Source organism: Micromonospora echinaurantiaca (genome assembly GCF_900090235.1).
Classification (GTDB): domain Bacteria; phylum Actinomycetota; class Actinomycetes; order Mycobacteriales; family Micromonosporaceae; genus Micromonospora; species Micromonospora echinaurantiaca.
Genome location: NZ_LT607750.1, coordinates 948,835 through 961,903, shown reverse-complemented (window position 1 = coordinate 961,903; position 13,069 = coordinate 948,835). Strand labels below are relative to the sequence as shown.

Sequence of the window (13,069 nt, the reverse complement as noted above, 5' to 3'; positions counted from 1 at the left end):
CGGGCGGCACGCACACGCCGGTGCCGTCACCCGGCGGAGCCGGCGGGGCTCGGGGTGCGCAGGGCGGCCAGCATTCGGGACAGCGCCGCCCAGGTGTCGTTGAGGGCAGCCGGATCCGTCGTCCCGGCCAGCCAGAGCGCCGCCTCGTTCATGGCGCCGGAGAGCAGCCGGGCCAGTGGCGCGACCGGCTGCCGGCCGATCGTCCCGGAGTCGACCAGCTCGGTCAGCGCCTCGGCCAGGTGCCGGCCGGAGGTCGCCTCGTCCAGCGCGCGCCACTCGTTCCAGCCGAGCACCGCCGGGCCGTCGACCAGCATGATCCGTTGCAGCTGCGGATCGGTGCTCGCGGTGAGGAAGGCCCGGCAGCCGGCGGTGAACCGGGACCACGGGTCGTGGTGGGCGTCGGCGGCGGCCGCCACCCGGTCGGCGACCTCCTGCTGCACCTCCGCGAGGACCGCCCGGAACAGGTCGGGTTTGCCGGTGAAGTGGTGGTAGAGCGCGCCCTTCGTGACCCCGGCGGCCTCGACCAGCTCCGCCAGCCCGACGGCCGCGTAGCCCTGGGTGGCGAAGAGCCGCCGCCCCTGGCGCACCAGCGCCGCCCGGGTCTGTGCGCGCTGCCGGGCCCGGATCCCCTGCGTCATCGACCCTCCATTGACATACCAACGGTACGCGAATTAGCGTCCTTCACATACCGATGGTATGCGAAAGGGGATTCCCCCATGAACCTGACCAGCTTCTATCCGGTCGTCTGCACCGGCCGGCTCACCGAGGCTCGCGACTTCTACCAGGAACACCTGGGCTTCGAGCCGACCTTCGAGGCCGACTGGTACGTGAGCCTGCGCCGCCCCGGCCCGCCGGAGTGCGAGCTGGCCCTGCTCGACCACCGGCACCCGACCCTGCCGGCGGCGTACCGGGCTCCGGTGCGCGGGCTGCTGCTCAACCTCGAGGTGAGCGACGTCGACGCCGAGTGGGAGCGCCTCGCCGTCCGGGCCGGCCTCCCCGTCGAACTGGAGCTGCGCAGCGAGGACTTCGGCCAGCGGCACTTCATCCTGGCCGCCCCGGACGGCGTCCTGATCGACGTCATCACCCCCATCCCGCCGACCGGCGAGTGGGCGCAGCGGTACGTCACCGGATAGGTCCCCGGCGCGACTAGGCTCTGCCGCTGTGCCCGACCACACCACGCCCGAGCAGCCGTCCGTCCTCCGCCCGCCGGTGCTGCGCCCCGGCGACACGGTGATGCTGGTGTCGCCGTCCGGGCCGACCCGGCCGGAACGGGTGGCCCGCGGCATCGAGCTGCTCACCGGCTGGGGGCTGCGGCCGAAGCTGGCGCCCAACGCGTACGCCCGGCAGGGCTACCTGGCCGGCGCGGACGAGTTGCGGGCCGCCGACCTGAACGCGGCGTTCGCCGACCCCGAGGTACGCGGGGTGATCTGCACCCGGGGCGGGTACGGCGCGCAGCGGGTGGTGGACGCGATCGACATGGCCGCCGTACGCCGGGACCCGAAGGTGGTGGCCGGCTTCTCGGACATCACCGCGTTGCAGTTCGCGCTCTGGCGGGGCGCCCGGCTGGCCAGCGTGCACGGCCCCGGCGCGGCCTGGACGGACGACCGCACCCCGCCCCGGTCCGCCGAGTCCCTGCACGCCGCACTGATGACCACCGAGCCGGTCACGGTGACCGCGGTGCCCGGTGAGGAGACCTACCCGGTACGGGTGCCCGGCCGGGCCACCGGCCGGCTGCTCGGCGGGAACCTCTGCCTGATCGTGGCGTCGCTCGGCACCCCGGACATGCCGGACCTGACCGGGGCGGTGCTGCTGATCGAGGACGTGGGGGAACCGCCGTACAAGGTGGACCGGATGCTCACCCAGCTGCGCCGGGCCGGCGCGTTGGACGGGTTGGCCGGGGTGGCGGTGGGCCAGTTCACCGACTGCGCGGACGGCTGGTCGGTCACCGTCGCCGACGTGCTCGCCGAGCGCCTCGGCGACCTCGGCGTCCCGGTCCTCGGCGGCCTCCCCATCGGCCACGGCCCCGGCCAGCTCACCGTCCCCGTCGGCACCGAAGCCACCCTCGACACCGACACCGAAACCCTCACCGCCACCCCCGCCGTCCACTAACCCCCTCCCTCCCCCACCTCCCCTCCTCCACCGCTGGTTGATCATGAGGTTAGCGGCGCGAAATGCCGGAATCGGCACCGCTAACCTCATGATCAACGCGCCGGGGACGGGCGAGGGTCGGGTCGGGCGACCGTCCGCCCTTACCGCTGGGGCGTCCGGGAGCAACCGGTTTGTCCGGGCCGGGCGGCCTGGATTGCCAGCTCGCTGACAGGTTCGCCATGGGGCGCCCCCAGGTCGGCTGGTCACCGTCGGTGAGGTCAGCGCAACACGTACCGACGAGTTGGAGGACAGCATGGCCATGACGAGGAAGCACCTGATCGCGGGGCTGGCGACGGCCGGCGTGCTCGGCCTCGGGGTCGCCGCCCCGACGGTCGCCTTCGCCGCCGACGGCACCGACCCGGCACCGAGCGCGAGCGCCAACGACGACCGGCAGCAGCAGCGGGCCGACCGCCAGGCCGAGTTCGCCGAGGCGCTCGCGAAGGAGCTGGGCGTTTCCACCGACAAGGTGACCGCCGCGCTGGAGAAGATCCGCGAGGAACGCAAGCCGGCCGACCGGCCGGAGCGCCCGTCCGCCGAGGACCGGCAGGCGGCGCTGAAGGAGCGGCTGGCGCAGGCCGTCGAGGACGGCAAGCTCACCCAGGAGCAGGCCGACGCGATCACCGCGGCGGGCGAGGCCGGCGTCTTCCCCGGCGGCCCGGCCGGCCACGGCCAGGGCGGCCCGGGCGGCCGCGGCGGGCACGGCGGCCCGGCCGGTAAGTGAGATCGGGCTGACGCCCCACGCGCTCGACCCGGGTCTGCCCACCGGTCGCCCGGTTCGGGTGCCCCTTCCCGCCGTGATGCCTGGGAGTCATCGTGATGACTCCCAGGCATCACGGCCCGGCGACGAGTCCGCGCGTTCCGAGCGGTACGGACCGGCCGGTCCGGCTCAGCCGGCCGGCGGCGGGGTGAAAACGCCGACGTGGTTGCCGGCCGGGTCGAGCAGGTGGGCGAAGCTGAGCCCGTTGTCGTTCTGCTTACGCGGCACCAGCACCTTGCCGCCGGCCGCCTCCGCCCGTCGGCAGGTCGCCGCCACGTCGGCCACCTGTACGTAGAAGATGGCGTAGTTCGGGCCGGTGCCGCCGGTGCCCCGGATCGCGCCGCCGATCCCCTCGCTCCCGCCGGCTCCGGTCGTCCGGTACGTGGCGCCGCCAGCGCCCTCCTCGGTGAAGCTCCAGCCGAACAGGTCGCCGTAGAACCGCTCGGCCTCGTCCGGCCGCTCGGTGCCGATCTCGAACCAGGTCACGCCGTTGCTGATGGTCATGTGGTGCCTCCCGGATCCACGCGCCGGCCGGTCGGCCGGCGCCGTCGATCCCCAGCTTTCGCCCCGCCCGCGACAGCCCCCTGTCGGTGTTTCCCGCCCCGATCCCGGCACCACCACCGGACGCCCGGCGGCACCGCGCACCCGGCAGCGCGGTGGCCCAGCAAGCACCCGGTAGCACCCCGCACCCGGCAGCCCGGCGACCCAGCAAGCACCCGGCGGCACCGCGCAACCGGCCGCGCGGCCCAGCATGCGCCCGGCAGCGCCCCCAGCAAGCACCCGGCAGCACCTCGCGCCCGGCAGCGCGACCCAGCAAATCCGGCCAGCGCTGCCGTCCGTCGAGCGGCGGCGTCGTCGAGCCGAACCGTGCCGAGACGGCCGTCGTCGTCAGTCAGACCAGGGTGAGGCGGCGGAGTCGCTCCCGCGGGATGTCGCAGGCGGTGTCCAGGTCGAGGTCCCGCTGCGGGACCCGCTCGGCGAGAGTGGTCACCGAGACGATCCGGTCGGTGCGGAACGCCCGGATGCCGTCGCGCAGCCGGCACCAGGCCAGCAGGTACCAGTGCCGCGGGTTGCCGAGGTAGCCGAGCGGCTCGACCTCGCGCAGCGTCCCGGCGCCGGCGCGGTCGGCGTACCGGATCCGCAGCACCCGCCCGGCGGGCACCGCGTCGGCGACGGTGGCCGGGACGGGCGTCACCGGCCCGTCGCCGATCAGGTGCACCCGCGCGGCCAGCCGGTGCGCCTCGGCGGCGTCGGCGGCGGGCATCACCGCGAGCAGCTTGCGCAGCGCGGTGCCGGCCGCCGCGGCGAACGGCGTGCCGCGCAGCCGGTGCAGCGCCACCGCCATCGCCACCGCCTCGCCGGGGGTGAGGTTCACCGGCGGCAGGGTGCGGGCGCGGTCGACCGCGTAGCCGCCGGTGCGGCCCGGCTCGGCCCAGATCGGCACCCCGGACTGTTGCAGGGCGCCGATGTCGCGCTCGATGGTGCGGGTGCTGACCTCGAATCGCTCGGCCAGCCAGCGGGCGCTGCGGGGCCGCGGCGACACCGCGCGCAACTCCTCGACCAGCGCGTAGAGACGGTCCGTGCGGTTCACCCCGCGACCCTAGGCCGCGGGTACGACAGGCCGGCTCAGGCGATGCAGGCGCAGACGATCAGCGCGGCGCCGAAGTGGGTGGCGGCGCTGACCCGAGCCGCCGGGTGCGGCTCATCCGCGCAGATGATCTCCCCGAGCCGGCCCGGGGTGAGCAGGTCCAGCACGAAGAAGGCCAGCGCCATGATGGCCAACCCGATCAGCCCGAAGATCAGCGTGGACGCCAACCCCTTGGTGAAGTCGCTGTAGCTGGTCAGGATCGCGGTGAAGACGATCCCGGCGATGCCGAGCTGGTTGGCGGCGAGCAGCAGCGCGGCGTTGCCGTTGCGGCGCACCCAGATCAGCTCCCGCAGCCGCCCCGGGGTCAGCAGGTCGACCAACAGGAATCCGGCCGCCATCAGGGCCACCCCGACGACCCCGAACACCACACTCTGCCAGGCTCCGCTGAGCAGATCCTCCAGCACCGACTGCCTCCCGACCGGCTACGCCCGGCGGGGGTGCCGGCGCGGTGATCGAGACGATAGCGGCAGCGCGCCACCGCCGGCAGCCCCGGCTACAGCGACAGGTAACGCTGCCGCTCGTACGGGGTGACCTCGCGGCGGTACTGCTCCCACTCGGCGCGCTTGTTGCGCAGGAAGAAGTCGAAGACGTGCTCGCCGAGCACCTCGGCGACCAGCTCCGAGCCCGCCATCACGTCGATCGCCTCGGCGAGGTTCTCCGGCAGCGGCTCGTAGCCCATCGCCCGCCGCTCGGCGCTGGTCAGCGACCAGACGTCGTCCTCGGCGCCCGGCGGCAGCTCGTAGCCCTCCTCGATGCCCTTGAGGCCGGCGCCGAGCAGCACCGCGAAGGCCAGGTACGGGTTGGCCGCCGAGTCCGGCGAGCGGACCTCGACCCGGGCCGAGTTCGGCTTGCCGTACGCGGGCACCCGGACCAGCGCGGACCGGTTCAGGTGACCCCAGCAGACGTACGCCGGGCTCTCGGTGACCCGGTCCGGCAGGGCCTGCGGGAAGAGTCGCTTGTAGGAGTTCACCCACTGGTTGGTGACCGCCGTGTACTCGCGGGCGTGCACCAGCAGCCCGGCGATGAACGCGCGGGCCACCTTGGACAGCTTCATCGGGTCGCCGGCGTCGTGGAACGCGTTGCGCTCCCCCTCGAACAGCGACAGGTGGGTGTGCATCCCGCTGCCCGGCTGGTCGGTGAACGGCTTCGGCATGAAGGTGGCCTGCACGCCGGTGGAGAGCGCCACCTCCTTCACCACGTGCCGGAAGGTCATGATGTTGTCGGCGGTGGTGAGCGCGTCGGCGTAGCGCAGGTCGATCTCCTGCTGGCCGGGGGCCACCTCGTGGTGGCTGAACTCCACCGAGATGCCGATCCGCTCCAGCGCCAGCACCGCCTGGCGGCGGAAGTCGCGGGCCACCGCGTGGGTGGTGTGCTCGAAGTAGCCGCCGGTGTCCACCGGCGTGGGCACCGAGCCGTCCAGCGGGCCGTTCTCCAGCAGGAAGAACTCGATCTCGGGGTGGGTGTAGAAGGTGAAGCCCTTCTCCGCAGCCTTGGACAACGCCCGGCGCAGCACGTGCCGCGGGTCGGCCCAGGACGGCCCGCCGTCGGGGAGCAGGATGTCGCAGAACATCCGGGCGCTCTCGCCGCTGACCCCGCCCTCGAACGGGAAGACCTGGAAGGTGGTCGGGTCGGGCATGGCCACCATGTCGGACTCGAAGACCCGGGCGAAGCCCTCGATCGCCGAGCCGTCGAACCCGATGCCCTCCTCGAACGCCGCCTCCAGCTCGGCGGGCGCCACCGACACGCTCTTCAGGGTGCCGAGCACGTCGGTGAACCAGAGCCGGACGAACCGGATGTCCCGCTCTTCCAGCGTACGGAGGACGAACTCCTGCTGACGGTCCACTTCCACTCCTCGCGACACCTCGTCGGCCACCGGATGGGCCCCGGCCCGGCCTGACCGACCAGTCTCCACCGGCCTCGTTACGCCGACGTTACGCGAACCTCCCGCCGGGCGTCCCGCCGCGTCCCGCCGCGCGGACCGCCCGTGCCGGCCAGGGCCCGCGCGGCGCCGCGGGGGTGGGCGCCGTCTCGCGCCGCCCGCCGTGTCGGGCTCCGGTCGCTGGGGCAAGATGAGGGCATGCCCACCCTGCGTCTCGCCCTGTGCCAGGTCAACCCGACCGTCGGCGACCTCGCCGGCAACGCCGCCCTGGTCCGCGACTGGACGCGCCAGGCCGCCGACGCCGACGCCCAGCTCGTCGCGTTCCCGGAGATGGCGCTCACCGGCTACCCGGTCGAGGACCTGGTCTTCCGGCGGTCGTTCGTGGCGGCCTCGCAGGCGGCCCTGCGCCGGCTCGCCGCCGACCTGGCCGCGGACGGGCTGGGCGACCTGGCGGTGGTGGTCGGCTACCTGGACGCCGACGGCCCGCCGCAGGTCGCCGGGGACGCCGAACCGGGGCGGGGCGCCCGCAACGCCGCCGCGCTGCTGCACCGGGGCGAGGTGGTCGCCACCTACTTCAAGCACCACCTGCCCAACTACGGGGTGTTCGACGAGGACCGTTACTTCCTGCCGGGCGACATGCTGACAGTGGTCCGGGTCGGCGGGGTGGACGTGGCGCTGACCATCTGCGAGGACCTGTGGCAGGCCGGCGGCCCGTTCGCCGCCGCCCGGCAGGCCGGCGTCGGGCTGGTCGTCAACATCAACGGCTCGCCGTACGAGTTGAACAAGGACGACATCCGGCTGCCGCTGGTCCGCCGCCGGGCCGCCGAGGCGGGCGCGGCCATCGCGTACGTCAACATGATCGGCGGCCAGGACGAGCTGGTCTTCGAGGGCGACTCGATGGTGGTCGGCGCGGACGGCGAGCTGCTCGCCCGGGCGCCGCAGTTCGTCGAGCACCTGCTGGTGCACGACCTGGAGCTGCCCGCGGCGGCCGAGCCGGCCGCCGCGGACACCGAACTGGCCGACGGGCTGCGGGTGGTACGCGCCGCGGTGGGCGAGCTGCCGCCGGCGCCGACCGGGCCGGCGGTCGCCGGCGGGCTGATCGCCCCGGTGGCCGACGAGGCCGAGGTGTGGCACGCGCTGGTGCTCGGCCTGCGCGACTACGTCAACAAGAACCGGTTCCCCTCGGTGGTGCTCGGCCTCTCCGGCGGCATCGACTCGGCGGTGGTGGCCGCGCTGGCCGTGGACGCGCTCGGGCCCGACCGGGTGGTCGGGGTGTCGCTGCCCAGCCAGCACTCCTCCGAGCACAGCCGGGAGGACGCGGCGGAGCTGGCCAAGCGCACCGGGCTGGACTACCGGACCGAGCCGATCCAGCCGATGGTGGACACCTTCCTGGCCAACATGTCGCTGTCCGGGGTGACGGTAGAGAACCTCCAGGCCCGGGTGCGCGGGGTGATCCTGATGGCGCTGTCGAACCAGGAGGGCCACCTGGTGCTGACCACCGGCAACAAGAGCGAGCTGGCGGTCGGCTACTCCACCCTCTACGGCGACTCGGTGGGCGGCTTCAACCCGGTCAAGGACGTCTGGAAGACGCTGATCTGGCGGCTGGCGAAGTGGCGCAACGCCGACGCGGCCCGCCGGGGCGAGACCCCGCCGATCCCGGAGAACTCGATCGGCAAGCCGCCGAGCGCCGAGCTGAGCCCGGGCCAGCTGGACAGCGACACCCTGCCCGACTACGACGTGCTCGACCCGATCCTGATCGGCTACGTGGACGGTGACCTGGGCCGGGACGGGCTGGTCGAGTCCGGCCACGATCCGGCGGTGGTCGACAAGGTGCTGCGGATGGTGGATACCGCCGAGTACAAGCGGCGGCAGTCCGCGCCGGGCACGAAGATCTCGATGAAGGCGTTCGGCCGGGACCGGCGGCTGCCGATCACCAACCGGTGGCGGGAGAAGGGCTGAGCCCACACCGGTCCGGTCGGGACCGGATCCGGGAGTGAAATCCTCCACTGCGCCCTGCCGCCGGCGGGCCGTCCGGTGCGACGATCGCGGCGGAACCCGGGGACCGCGTACGCGGCCTCGAGGAAGGAGAGAGTCATGGTGGAGTCCACCCCGACCGAGGTGACCGCCCTCTACGGCGGCCCGGCCACCCGCCGGATCCGCACCCGCGACCTGATCGCCGCCAAGGAGCGCGGCGAGCGGTGGCCGATGCTCACCTCGTACGACCAGTACACCGCGTCGATCTTCGACCAGGCCGGCATCCCGGTACTGCTGGTCGGCGACTCGGCGGCGAACAACGTGTTCGGCTACGAGACGACCGTCCCGGTGACCGCCGAGGAGCTGCTGCCGCTGGTCCGCGCGGTGGTCCGGGCCACCCGGCACACGCTGGTCGTCGGTGACCTGCCCTTCGGCTCGTACGAGGAGGGCCCGACGCAGGCGCTGCGCACCGCCGTGCGGTTCATGAAGGAGGGCGGCTGCCACGCGGTGAAGCTCGAGGGCGGCCGGCGCTGCGCGGCGCAGATCGCGGCGATCACCGGCGCCGGCATCCCGGTGATGGCGCACATCGGCTTCACCCCGCAGAGCGAGCACGCCCTCGGCGGCTACCGGGTGCAGGGCCGCGGCGACGCCGCCGACGAGGTGATCGCCGACGCCCACGCGGTGGCCGAGGCGGGCGCGTTCGCGGTGGTGCTGGAGATGGTGCCCGGCGAGGTGGCCAAGCGGATCACGCACGAGCTGCGGATCCCGACCGTGGGCATCGGCGCCGGCCCGGACACCGACGCCCAGGTGCTGGTCTGGCAGGACATGGCCGGGCTGCGCGCCGGCAAGGCGCCGCGCTTCGTGAAGCGCTACGCCGACCTGGCCGGCACCCTCGCCGACGCCACCCGCCGCTTCGCCGACGAGGTACGCGGCGGCGACTTCCCCACCCCCGACCACACCTTCTGACCCCTTGTCCCCCGGCGGGTCGCTCACGCCCCGCCGGGGGACAACGCCATGATCGTCTGCTGCTGGGCAGGCGCGGAGCGGCTGATCCGCCCTGCTCAGCGTCAGTGGATCACCGGGTTCGTCAGAGGTCGGTGACGCGGATGCCGGCGTGCGCCTTGTAGCGCTTGTTGATGGCGATCAGGTTGGCGGTGAACGCCTCGATCTGGTGGGCGTTACGCAGCCGGCCGGCGTAGATGCCGCGCATCCCGGGGATCCGCGCGGCGAGCGCCGCGACCACCCCGGCCACCTCCCGGTCCTCGGTGCAGATCAGCACGTCCAGGTCGATCCGGTCGATCTCCGGGTCGGCCAGCAGCGGGGCGCTGACGTGGTTGAACGCCGCGCAGACCCGGGAGGACGGCAGCAGCCCGGCGGCCTGCTGGACGGCGCTGCCCTCGGGCACCGGCAGGGCGTACGGGCCCTGCTTGTCGAAGCCGAGCGGGTTGACGCAGTCGACGACGATCTTGCCGGCGAGCGGCTCGGCGAGCGCGGCGACGGTGGCGGCGTGCCCGTCCCACGGCACCGCGATGATGACGATGTCGCTGCCGCGGGCCACCTCGTCGTTGCCGGCCCCGGTGACGCTCGTCCCCGCCGGTACGCCGGGCAGGGCGGCGATCTCCTCGGCTGACCGCGCGGCCCGCTCGGCCGACCGGGAGCCGATCAGCACCCGCTGGCCGGCCCGGGCGAACCGGTAGGCGAGACCCCGCCCCTGGTCGCCGGTCCCGCCGATGATGCCGACGGTCAGCCCGGACACGTCGGGCAGTGCGCTCGCGTCGTATGCCATGCGGTCATCCTCGCAAACCCGGTGTCCCGGCAGCACCGTCCGGCGCTGTGACAAACCCCGCTGCCCCGAGCGGCCCGAGTGCGGCGCACCGCCCCGGCGGTCCGGGTCGACCGACCCCGGCCGGCAGCGCGCCGCACGCAGGCGTGCGGCGGCCAAGGCCGGGCGGGCAGGGCACCACGCGCAAGCGTGCGGCGGCCCGGTTCGGCGGGCAGCGCGTTTGCGGGGAAGCCTGCGGCGGTCAGGGTCGACGGACACCGGCGGGCAGCGCGCCACGCGCTGCGGTCCAAAGTCCCGCGGGCTGCACGGCGCGCGTCGGTGCGGCGCGGGTCAGGCGCGTTCGAAGACCACCGAGCGGGCGGCCGGGTCGGCGGTGACCAGCCGGACCCGGATCCGCTCGCCGAGCGGCAGCTCGCCGAGGCAGCGGGCCCGCACCGGCGGGTCGTCCAGCGCCACCGTGCCGCCCGGCGGCCGGCCCGGCCGGCCGCGGCCGTTTGGCGGCGCGTCGACGTCCAGCACCGCGGCGTCGAAGGTCTCCCCCACCCGGTGCGCCAGCAGCACCGCCTCGGCCAGCTCGATGGCGCCGCGGGTGGCCGCCGAGGCGGTCCGGTCGGTCACGGCCATCGCCTCGGGCAGCCGGGGCAGCGCCGCGCGCACCCAGTCCGGCACCGGCCGGCCGGCGTGCAACGCCAGGCAGACCTCCGTGGCGTACCGGTCGGCCAGCCGCCGCAGCGGCGCCGTGACGTGGGCGTACGCGGCCGCGACGCCGCCGTGCCGCGGCTGCTCGGGGACCTCGCCGTCGAACGCGGTGTACGCGGCGCCGCGCATCAGCTCGGCGGCCTGGTCGACGAAGGCGGCCGCCCGGGGTTGCCCGGCGTCCAGCCCGGCGAGCACCTCACCGGGGCCGGCGCCGTCCGGCCAGTGCACGCCCAGCGGGGCGGCGGCGGCCCGCAGCCGCTGGACCGCCTCGGGCTTCGGCGCCGGCATCGTGCGGAGCAGGCCGACCCCGCCGGCCAGCATGATGTCGGCGGCGGCCATTCCGGTCAGCAGCGAGATCTGGGCGTTGTGCTCCTCCATCGGCACCGGGCCGCGCAGCACCAACCGCCAACCGTCGCCGTCGGCCTCCACGTCCTGCTCGGGCAGCGGCAGGTTGATCGCGCCCCGGCGCAGCCCGCGGGCGGTGAGCAGCGCGCCGAGCTCGGGCAGCAGGGCGATCGGGTCGGGCAGCCGGCCGGCGTCGGCGTCGGCCTGGACGCCGGCGTAGTCGAGCTTGGCCCGGCTGCGCACCAGCGCCCGTTCCAGGTGGACGGCGACGGTGTCGCCGTCGGCGTCCAGGTCGATCGTCCACACCACGGCGGCCCGGTCGACGTCCGGCAGCAGGCTCGCCGCGCCCTCGCTGAGCGTCTCCGGGTGCAGCGGCACGTTGCCGTCGGGCAGGTAGACGGTCTGCCCCCGCCGCCAGGTCTCCTCCTCCAGCGCGCCGCCGGGGCGGACGTGCGCGGCCACGTCGGCGATCGCGTACCGCACCCGGAAGCCGCCGCCGGGCCGGCGGGTGAGGCACATCGCCTGGTCCAGGTCGCGCGACTCGGCCGGGTCCAGGGTCACGAACGGCACGTCGGTGCGGTCGACGCTCGGGCGGGGTGGCCCGGCCGCCGCGGCGTCCGCCTCGCGCTGCGCCGCGACCGGGAACTCCTCGGGGAGTCCCAGCTCGCGGCGCAGCGCGCCGAAGTCGATGCGGGGCGCGAGTACGCGTCGGATGACCACGGGGTCCATCCTGACAGCGCGGCGGTTGATCCGCTTCCCCGGCGCGGGCCGGTCGAAGCGGGCCGGTCGGTCGGCGCCGACCGGCCGGCGCGGCAGGTCAGCCGGTGGCCTTCCGGGCCGTGGTCCGGGTGCCGCGGGCCACCCCCGTACGCGTGGTGGCCTTCTTCGCCGGCGCCTTGGCCGCCGTGGTCCGCTTCGCCGGAGCCTTCTTGGCTGTGGCCGCTTTGCGGGCCGTGGTCGAGGAGGTCGCCGTCGCCTTCTTCGCGGGTGCCTTGCGGGCCGGGGCGGTCTTCGCCGCGGCCTTGCGGGCGGTGCCGGTGGGGCGGGTCGGCGCCGTCTTCTTGGCGGCGGTCTTCTTGGCGGCGGCCTTCTTCGCCGGAGCCTTCGCCGCCGTGGTGGTCTTCTTCGCCGGAGCCTTCGCCGCCGTGGTGGCCTTCTTCGCCGGAGCCTTCGCCGCCGTGGTGGCCTTCTTGGCCGGAGCCTTCGCCGCGGTGGTGGTCTTCTTCGCCGCGGCCGTCGTGGTCCTCTTCGCCGCCGTGGTGGTCTTCTTGGCGGCCGCGGTGGTCTTCTTCGCCGTGGAGCTGACCTTCCGGGCCGCGGTCGAGGTCTTGGCGGGCGCCTTCTTCGCCGCTGCCGCGGTCTTCTTCGCGGGGCCGGTGGTCCGGGTCGCCGCCTTCTTGGCCGGCGCCTTGGCGGCGGCCTTCTTCGCCGCGGTGGTGGCCTTGGCGCCGGCCTTGCGGGCGGGGGTCGTCTTGGCGGTCTTCTTCGCCGGTGCCCGGCCGGCGCCCGTGGTCGCCTTCTTGGCCGCCGTCGTCGAGGCGGCCCGGCGCGCGGGCGTGGTGCGGCTCGCGCCGGTGTTCCGCTCCGCCGCGGCGGTCTTCTTCGCGGTGGTCCGTTTCGCGGCCGGGCGGGTGGCCTTCGGTGTTACGGCCATCTCGGTTCCCTCCTTGGGGACGTGCTCTCGCCCTCGCGGAGCACGCGGTACCTCGACGCGGGCCGTCCCGCGCCGCTCATCTGTCCTCCCCGGCCCAACGGGCGTCCTCGGCGTCCCACGCTTCGTTACGCTCCCGCACCCGCTGCAGGGCGTTCTCCGCGTCGGCGGCTGAGGCGTACGGT

The 13,069-nt window shown here is 74.6% G+C and carries 13 protein-coding genes; 5 read left to right on the top strand and 8 right to left on the bottom strand.

Features of this window, described 5'->3' with window-relative positions:
• Positions 1-26: 26 nt before the first annotated feature.
• Positions 27-638 carry a TetR/AcrR family transcriptional regulator gene (locus GA0070609_RS04545; protein WP_088992630.1) on the bottom strand — a complete coding sequence of 204 codons (612 nt, stop codon included), beginning with the start codon at positions 636-638 and terminating at the stop codon, positions 27-29.
• Positions 639-716: 78 nt separating this feature from the next.
• Here GA0070609_RS04545 and GA0070609_RS04540 point away from each other — a divergent pair, with 78 nt between their 5' ends.
• The 3 genes from GA0070609_RS04540 to GA0070609_RS04530 all read left to right on the top strand — a co-directional run bounded on the left by GA0070609_RS04540 (position 717) and on the right by GA0070609_RS04530 (position 2,869).
• Positions 717-1,133 carry a VOC family protein gene (locus GA0070609_RS04540; RefSeq protein ID WP_088992629.1) on the top strand — a complete coding sequence of 139 codons (417 nt, stop codon included), beginning with the start codon at positions 717-719 and terminating at the stop codon, positions 1,131-1,133.
• Between the two features lie 100 nt (positions 1,134-1,233).
• Positions 1,234-2,109 (top strand): S66 peptidase family protein, encoded by an 876-nt coding sequence (locus tag GA0070609_RS04535; protein WP_088997491.1) that lies wholly within the window; start codon positions 1,234-1,236, stop codon positions 2,107-2,109.
• Between the two features lie 292 nt (positions 2,110-2,401).
• On the top strand, positions 2,402-2,869 hold the full coding sequence (locus tag GA0070609_RS04530; RefSeq protein ID WP_088992628.1) for a hypothetical protein: 468 nt from the start codon (positions 2,402-2,404) through the stop codon (positions 2,867-2,869).
• 165 nt (positions 2,870-3,034) lie between these two features.
• Here GA0070609_RS04530 and GA0070609_RS04525 read toward each other — a convergent pair whose 3' ends face one another.
• The 4 genes from GA0070609_RS04525 to glnA all read right to left on the bottom strand — a co-directional run bounded on the left by GA0070609_RS04525 (position 3,035) and on the right by glnA (position 6,396).
• A complete protein-coding gene (locus tag GA0070609_RS04525) occupies positions 3,035-3,409 on the bottom strand; it encodes a VOC family protein (protein ID WP_088992627.1) in 375 nt (124 codons plus the stop codon).
• Positions 3,410-3,797: 388 nt separating this feature from the next.
• Entirely contained in the window at positions 3,798-4,496 is a 699-nt protein-coding gene (locus GA0070609_RS04520) for a helix-turn-helix transcriptional regulator (protein ID WP_088992626.1), read from the bottom strand.
• Positions 4,497-4,531: 35 nt separating this feature from the next.
• Positions 4,532-4,957, bottom strand: a complete 426-nt coding sequence (locus GA0070609_RS04515) for a DUF350 domain-containing protein (RefSeq protein ID WP_088992625.1) — start codon at positions 4,955-4,957, stop codon at positions 4,532-4,534.
• An 89-nt stretch (positions 4,958-5,046) separates the two neighbouring features.
• Positions 5,047-6,396 (bottom strand): type I glutamate--ammonia ligase, encoded by a 1,350-nt coding sequence (gene glnA / locus GA0070609_RS04510; protein ID WP_088992624.1) that lies wholly within the window; start codon positions 6,394-6,396, stop codon positions 5,047-5,049.
• A 234-nt stretch (positions 6,397-6,630) separates the two neighbouring features.
• Between glnA and GA0070609_RS04505 the strand changes: the two genes are divergently transcribed.
• A complete protein-coding gene (locus tag GA0070609_RS04505; RefSeq protein ID WP_088992623.1) occupies positions 6,631-8,391 on the top strand; it encodes an NAD+ synthase in 1,761 nt (586 codons plus the stop codon).
• Positions 8,392-8,526: 135 nt separating this feature from the next.
• Complete coding sequence (panB, locus tag GA0070609_RS04500) at positions 8,527-9,372, top strand: 3-methyl-2-oxobutanoate hydroxymethyltransferase (protein ID WP_088992622.1); 846 nt, start codon at positions 8,527-8,529, stop codon at positions 9,370-9,372.
• A gap of 121 nt (positions 9,373-9,493) precedes the next feature.
• Here panB and npdG read toward each other — a convergent pair whose 3' ends face one another.
• The 3 genes from npdG to GA0070609_RS04485 all read right to left on the bottom strand — a co-directional run bounded on the left by npdG (position 9,494) and on the right by GA0070609_RS04485 (position 12,887).
• A complete protein-coding gene (gene npdG, locus GA0070609_RS04495) occupies positions 9,494-10,192 on the bottom strand; it encodes an NADPH-dependent F420 reductase (RefSeq protein ID WP_088992621.1) in 699 nt (232 codons plus the stop codon).
• Positions 10,193-10,519: 327 nt separating this feature from the next.
• Positions 10,520-11,953 carry an RNB domain-containing ribonuclease gene (locus GA0070609_RS04490; RefSeq protein ID WP_088997490.1) on the bottom strand — a complete coding sequence of 478 codons (1,434 nt, stop codon included), beginning with the start codon at positions 11,951-11,953 and terminating at the stop codon, positions 10,520-10,522.
• A gap of 97 nt (positions 11,954-12,050) precedes the next feature.
• The gene (locus tag GA0070609_RS04485) at positions 12,051-12,887 is read right to left on the bottom strand and encodes a histone (RefSeq protein ID WP_088992620.1); all 837 of its coding nucleotides are present in this window, start codon (positions 12,885-12,887) and stop codon (positions 12,051-12,053) included.
• Positions 12,888-13,069 lie beyond the last annotated feature (182 nt).

What these genes read in the sequence shown, in the direction of transcription:
- npdG (WP_088992621.1), bottom strand. Translation starts at nt 10,192, where the DNA reads ATGGCATACGACGCGAGCGCACTGCCCGACGTGTCCGGGCTGACCGTC.
- GA0070609_RS04540 (WP_088992629.1), top strand. Translation starts at nt 717, where the DNA reads ATGAACCTGACCAGCTTCTATCCGGTCGTCTGCACCGGCCGGCTCACC.
- GA0070609_RS04545 (WP_088992630.1), bottom strand. Translation starts at nt 638, where the DNA reads ATGACGCAGGGGATCCGGGCCCGGCAGCGCGCACAGACCCGGGCGGCG.
- GA0070609_RS04530 (WP_088992628.1), top strand. Translation starts at nt 2,402, where the DNA reads ATGGCCATGACGAGGAAGCACCTGATCGCGGGGCTGGCGACGGCCGGC.
- GA0070609_RS04535 (WP_088997491.1), top strand. Translation starts at nt 1,234, where the DNA reads ATGCTGGTGTCGCCGTCCGGGCCGACCCGGCCGGAACGGGTGGCCCGC.
- panB (WP_088992622.1), top strand. Translation starts at nt 8,527, where the DNA reads ATGGTGGAGTCCACCCCGACCGAGGTGACCGCCCTCTACGGCGGCCCG.
- GA0070609_RS04505 (WP_088992623.1), top strand. Translation starts at nt 6,631, where the DNA reads ATGCCCACCCTGCGTCTCGCCCTGTGCCAGGTCAACCCGACCGTCGGC.
- GA0070609_RS04485 (WP_088992620.1), bottom strand. Translation starts at nt 12,887, where the DNA reads ATGGCCGTAACACCGAAGGCCACCCGCCCGGCCGCGAAACGGACCACC.
- GA0070609_RS04525 (WP_088992627.1), bottom strand. Translation starts at nt 3,409, where the DNA reads ATGACCATCAGCAACGGCGTGACCTGGTTCGAGATCGGCACCGAGCGG.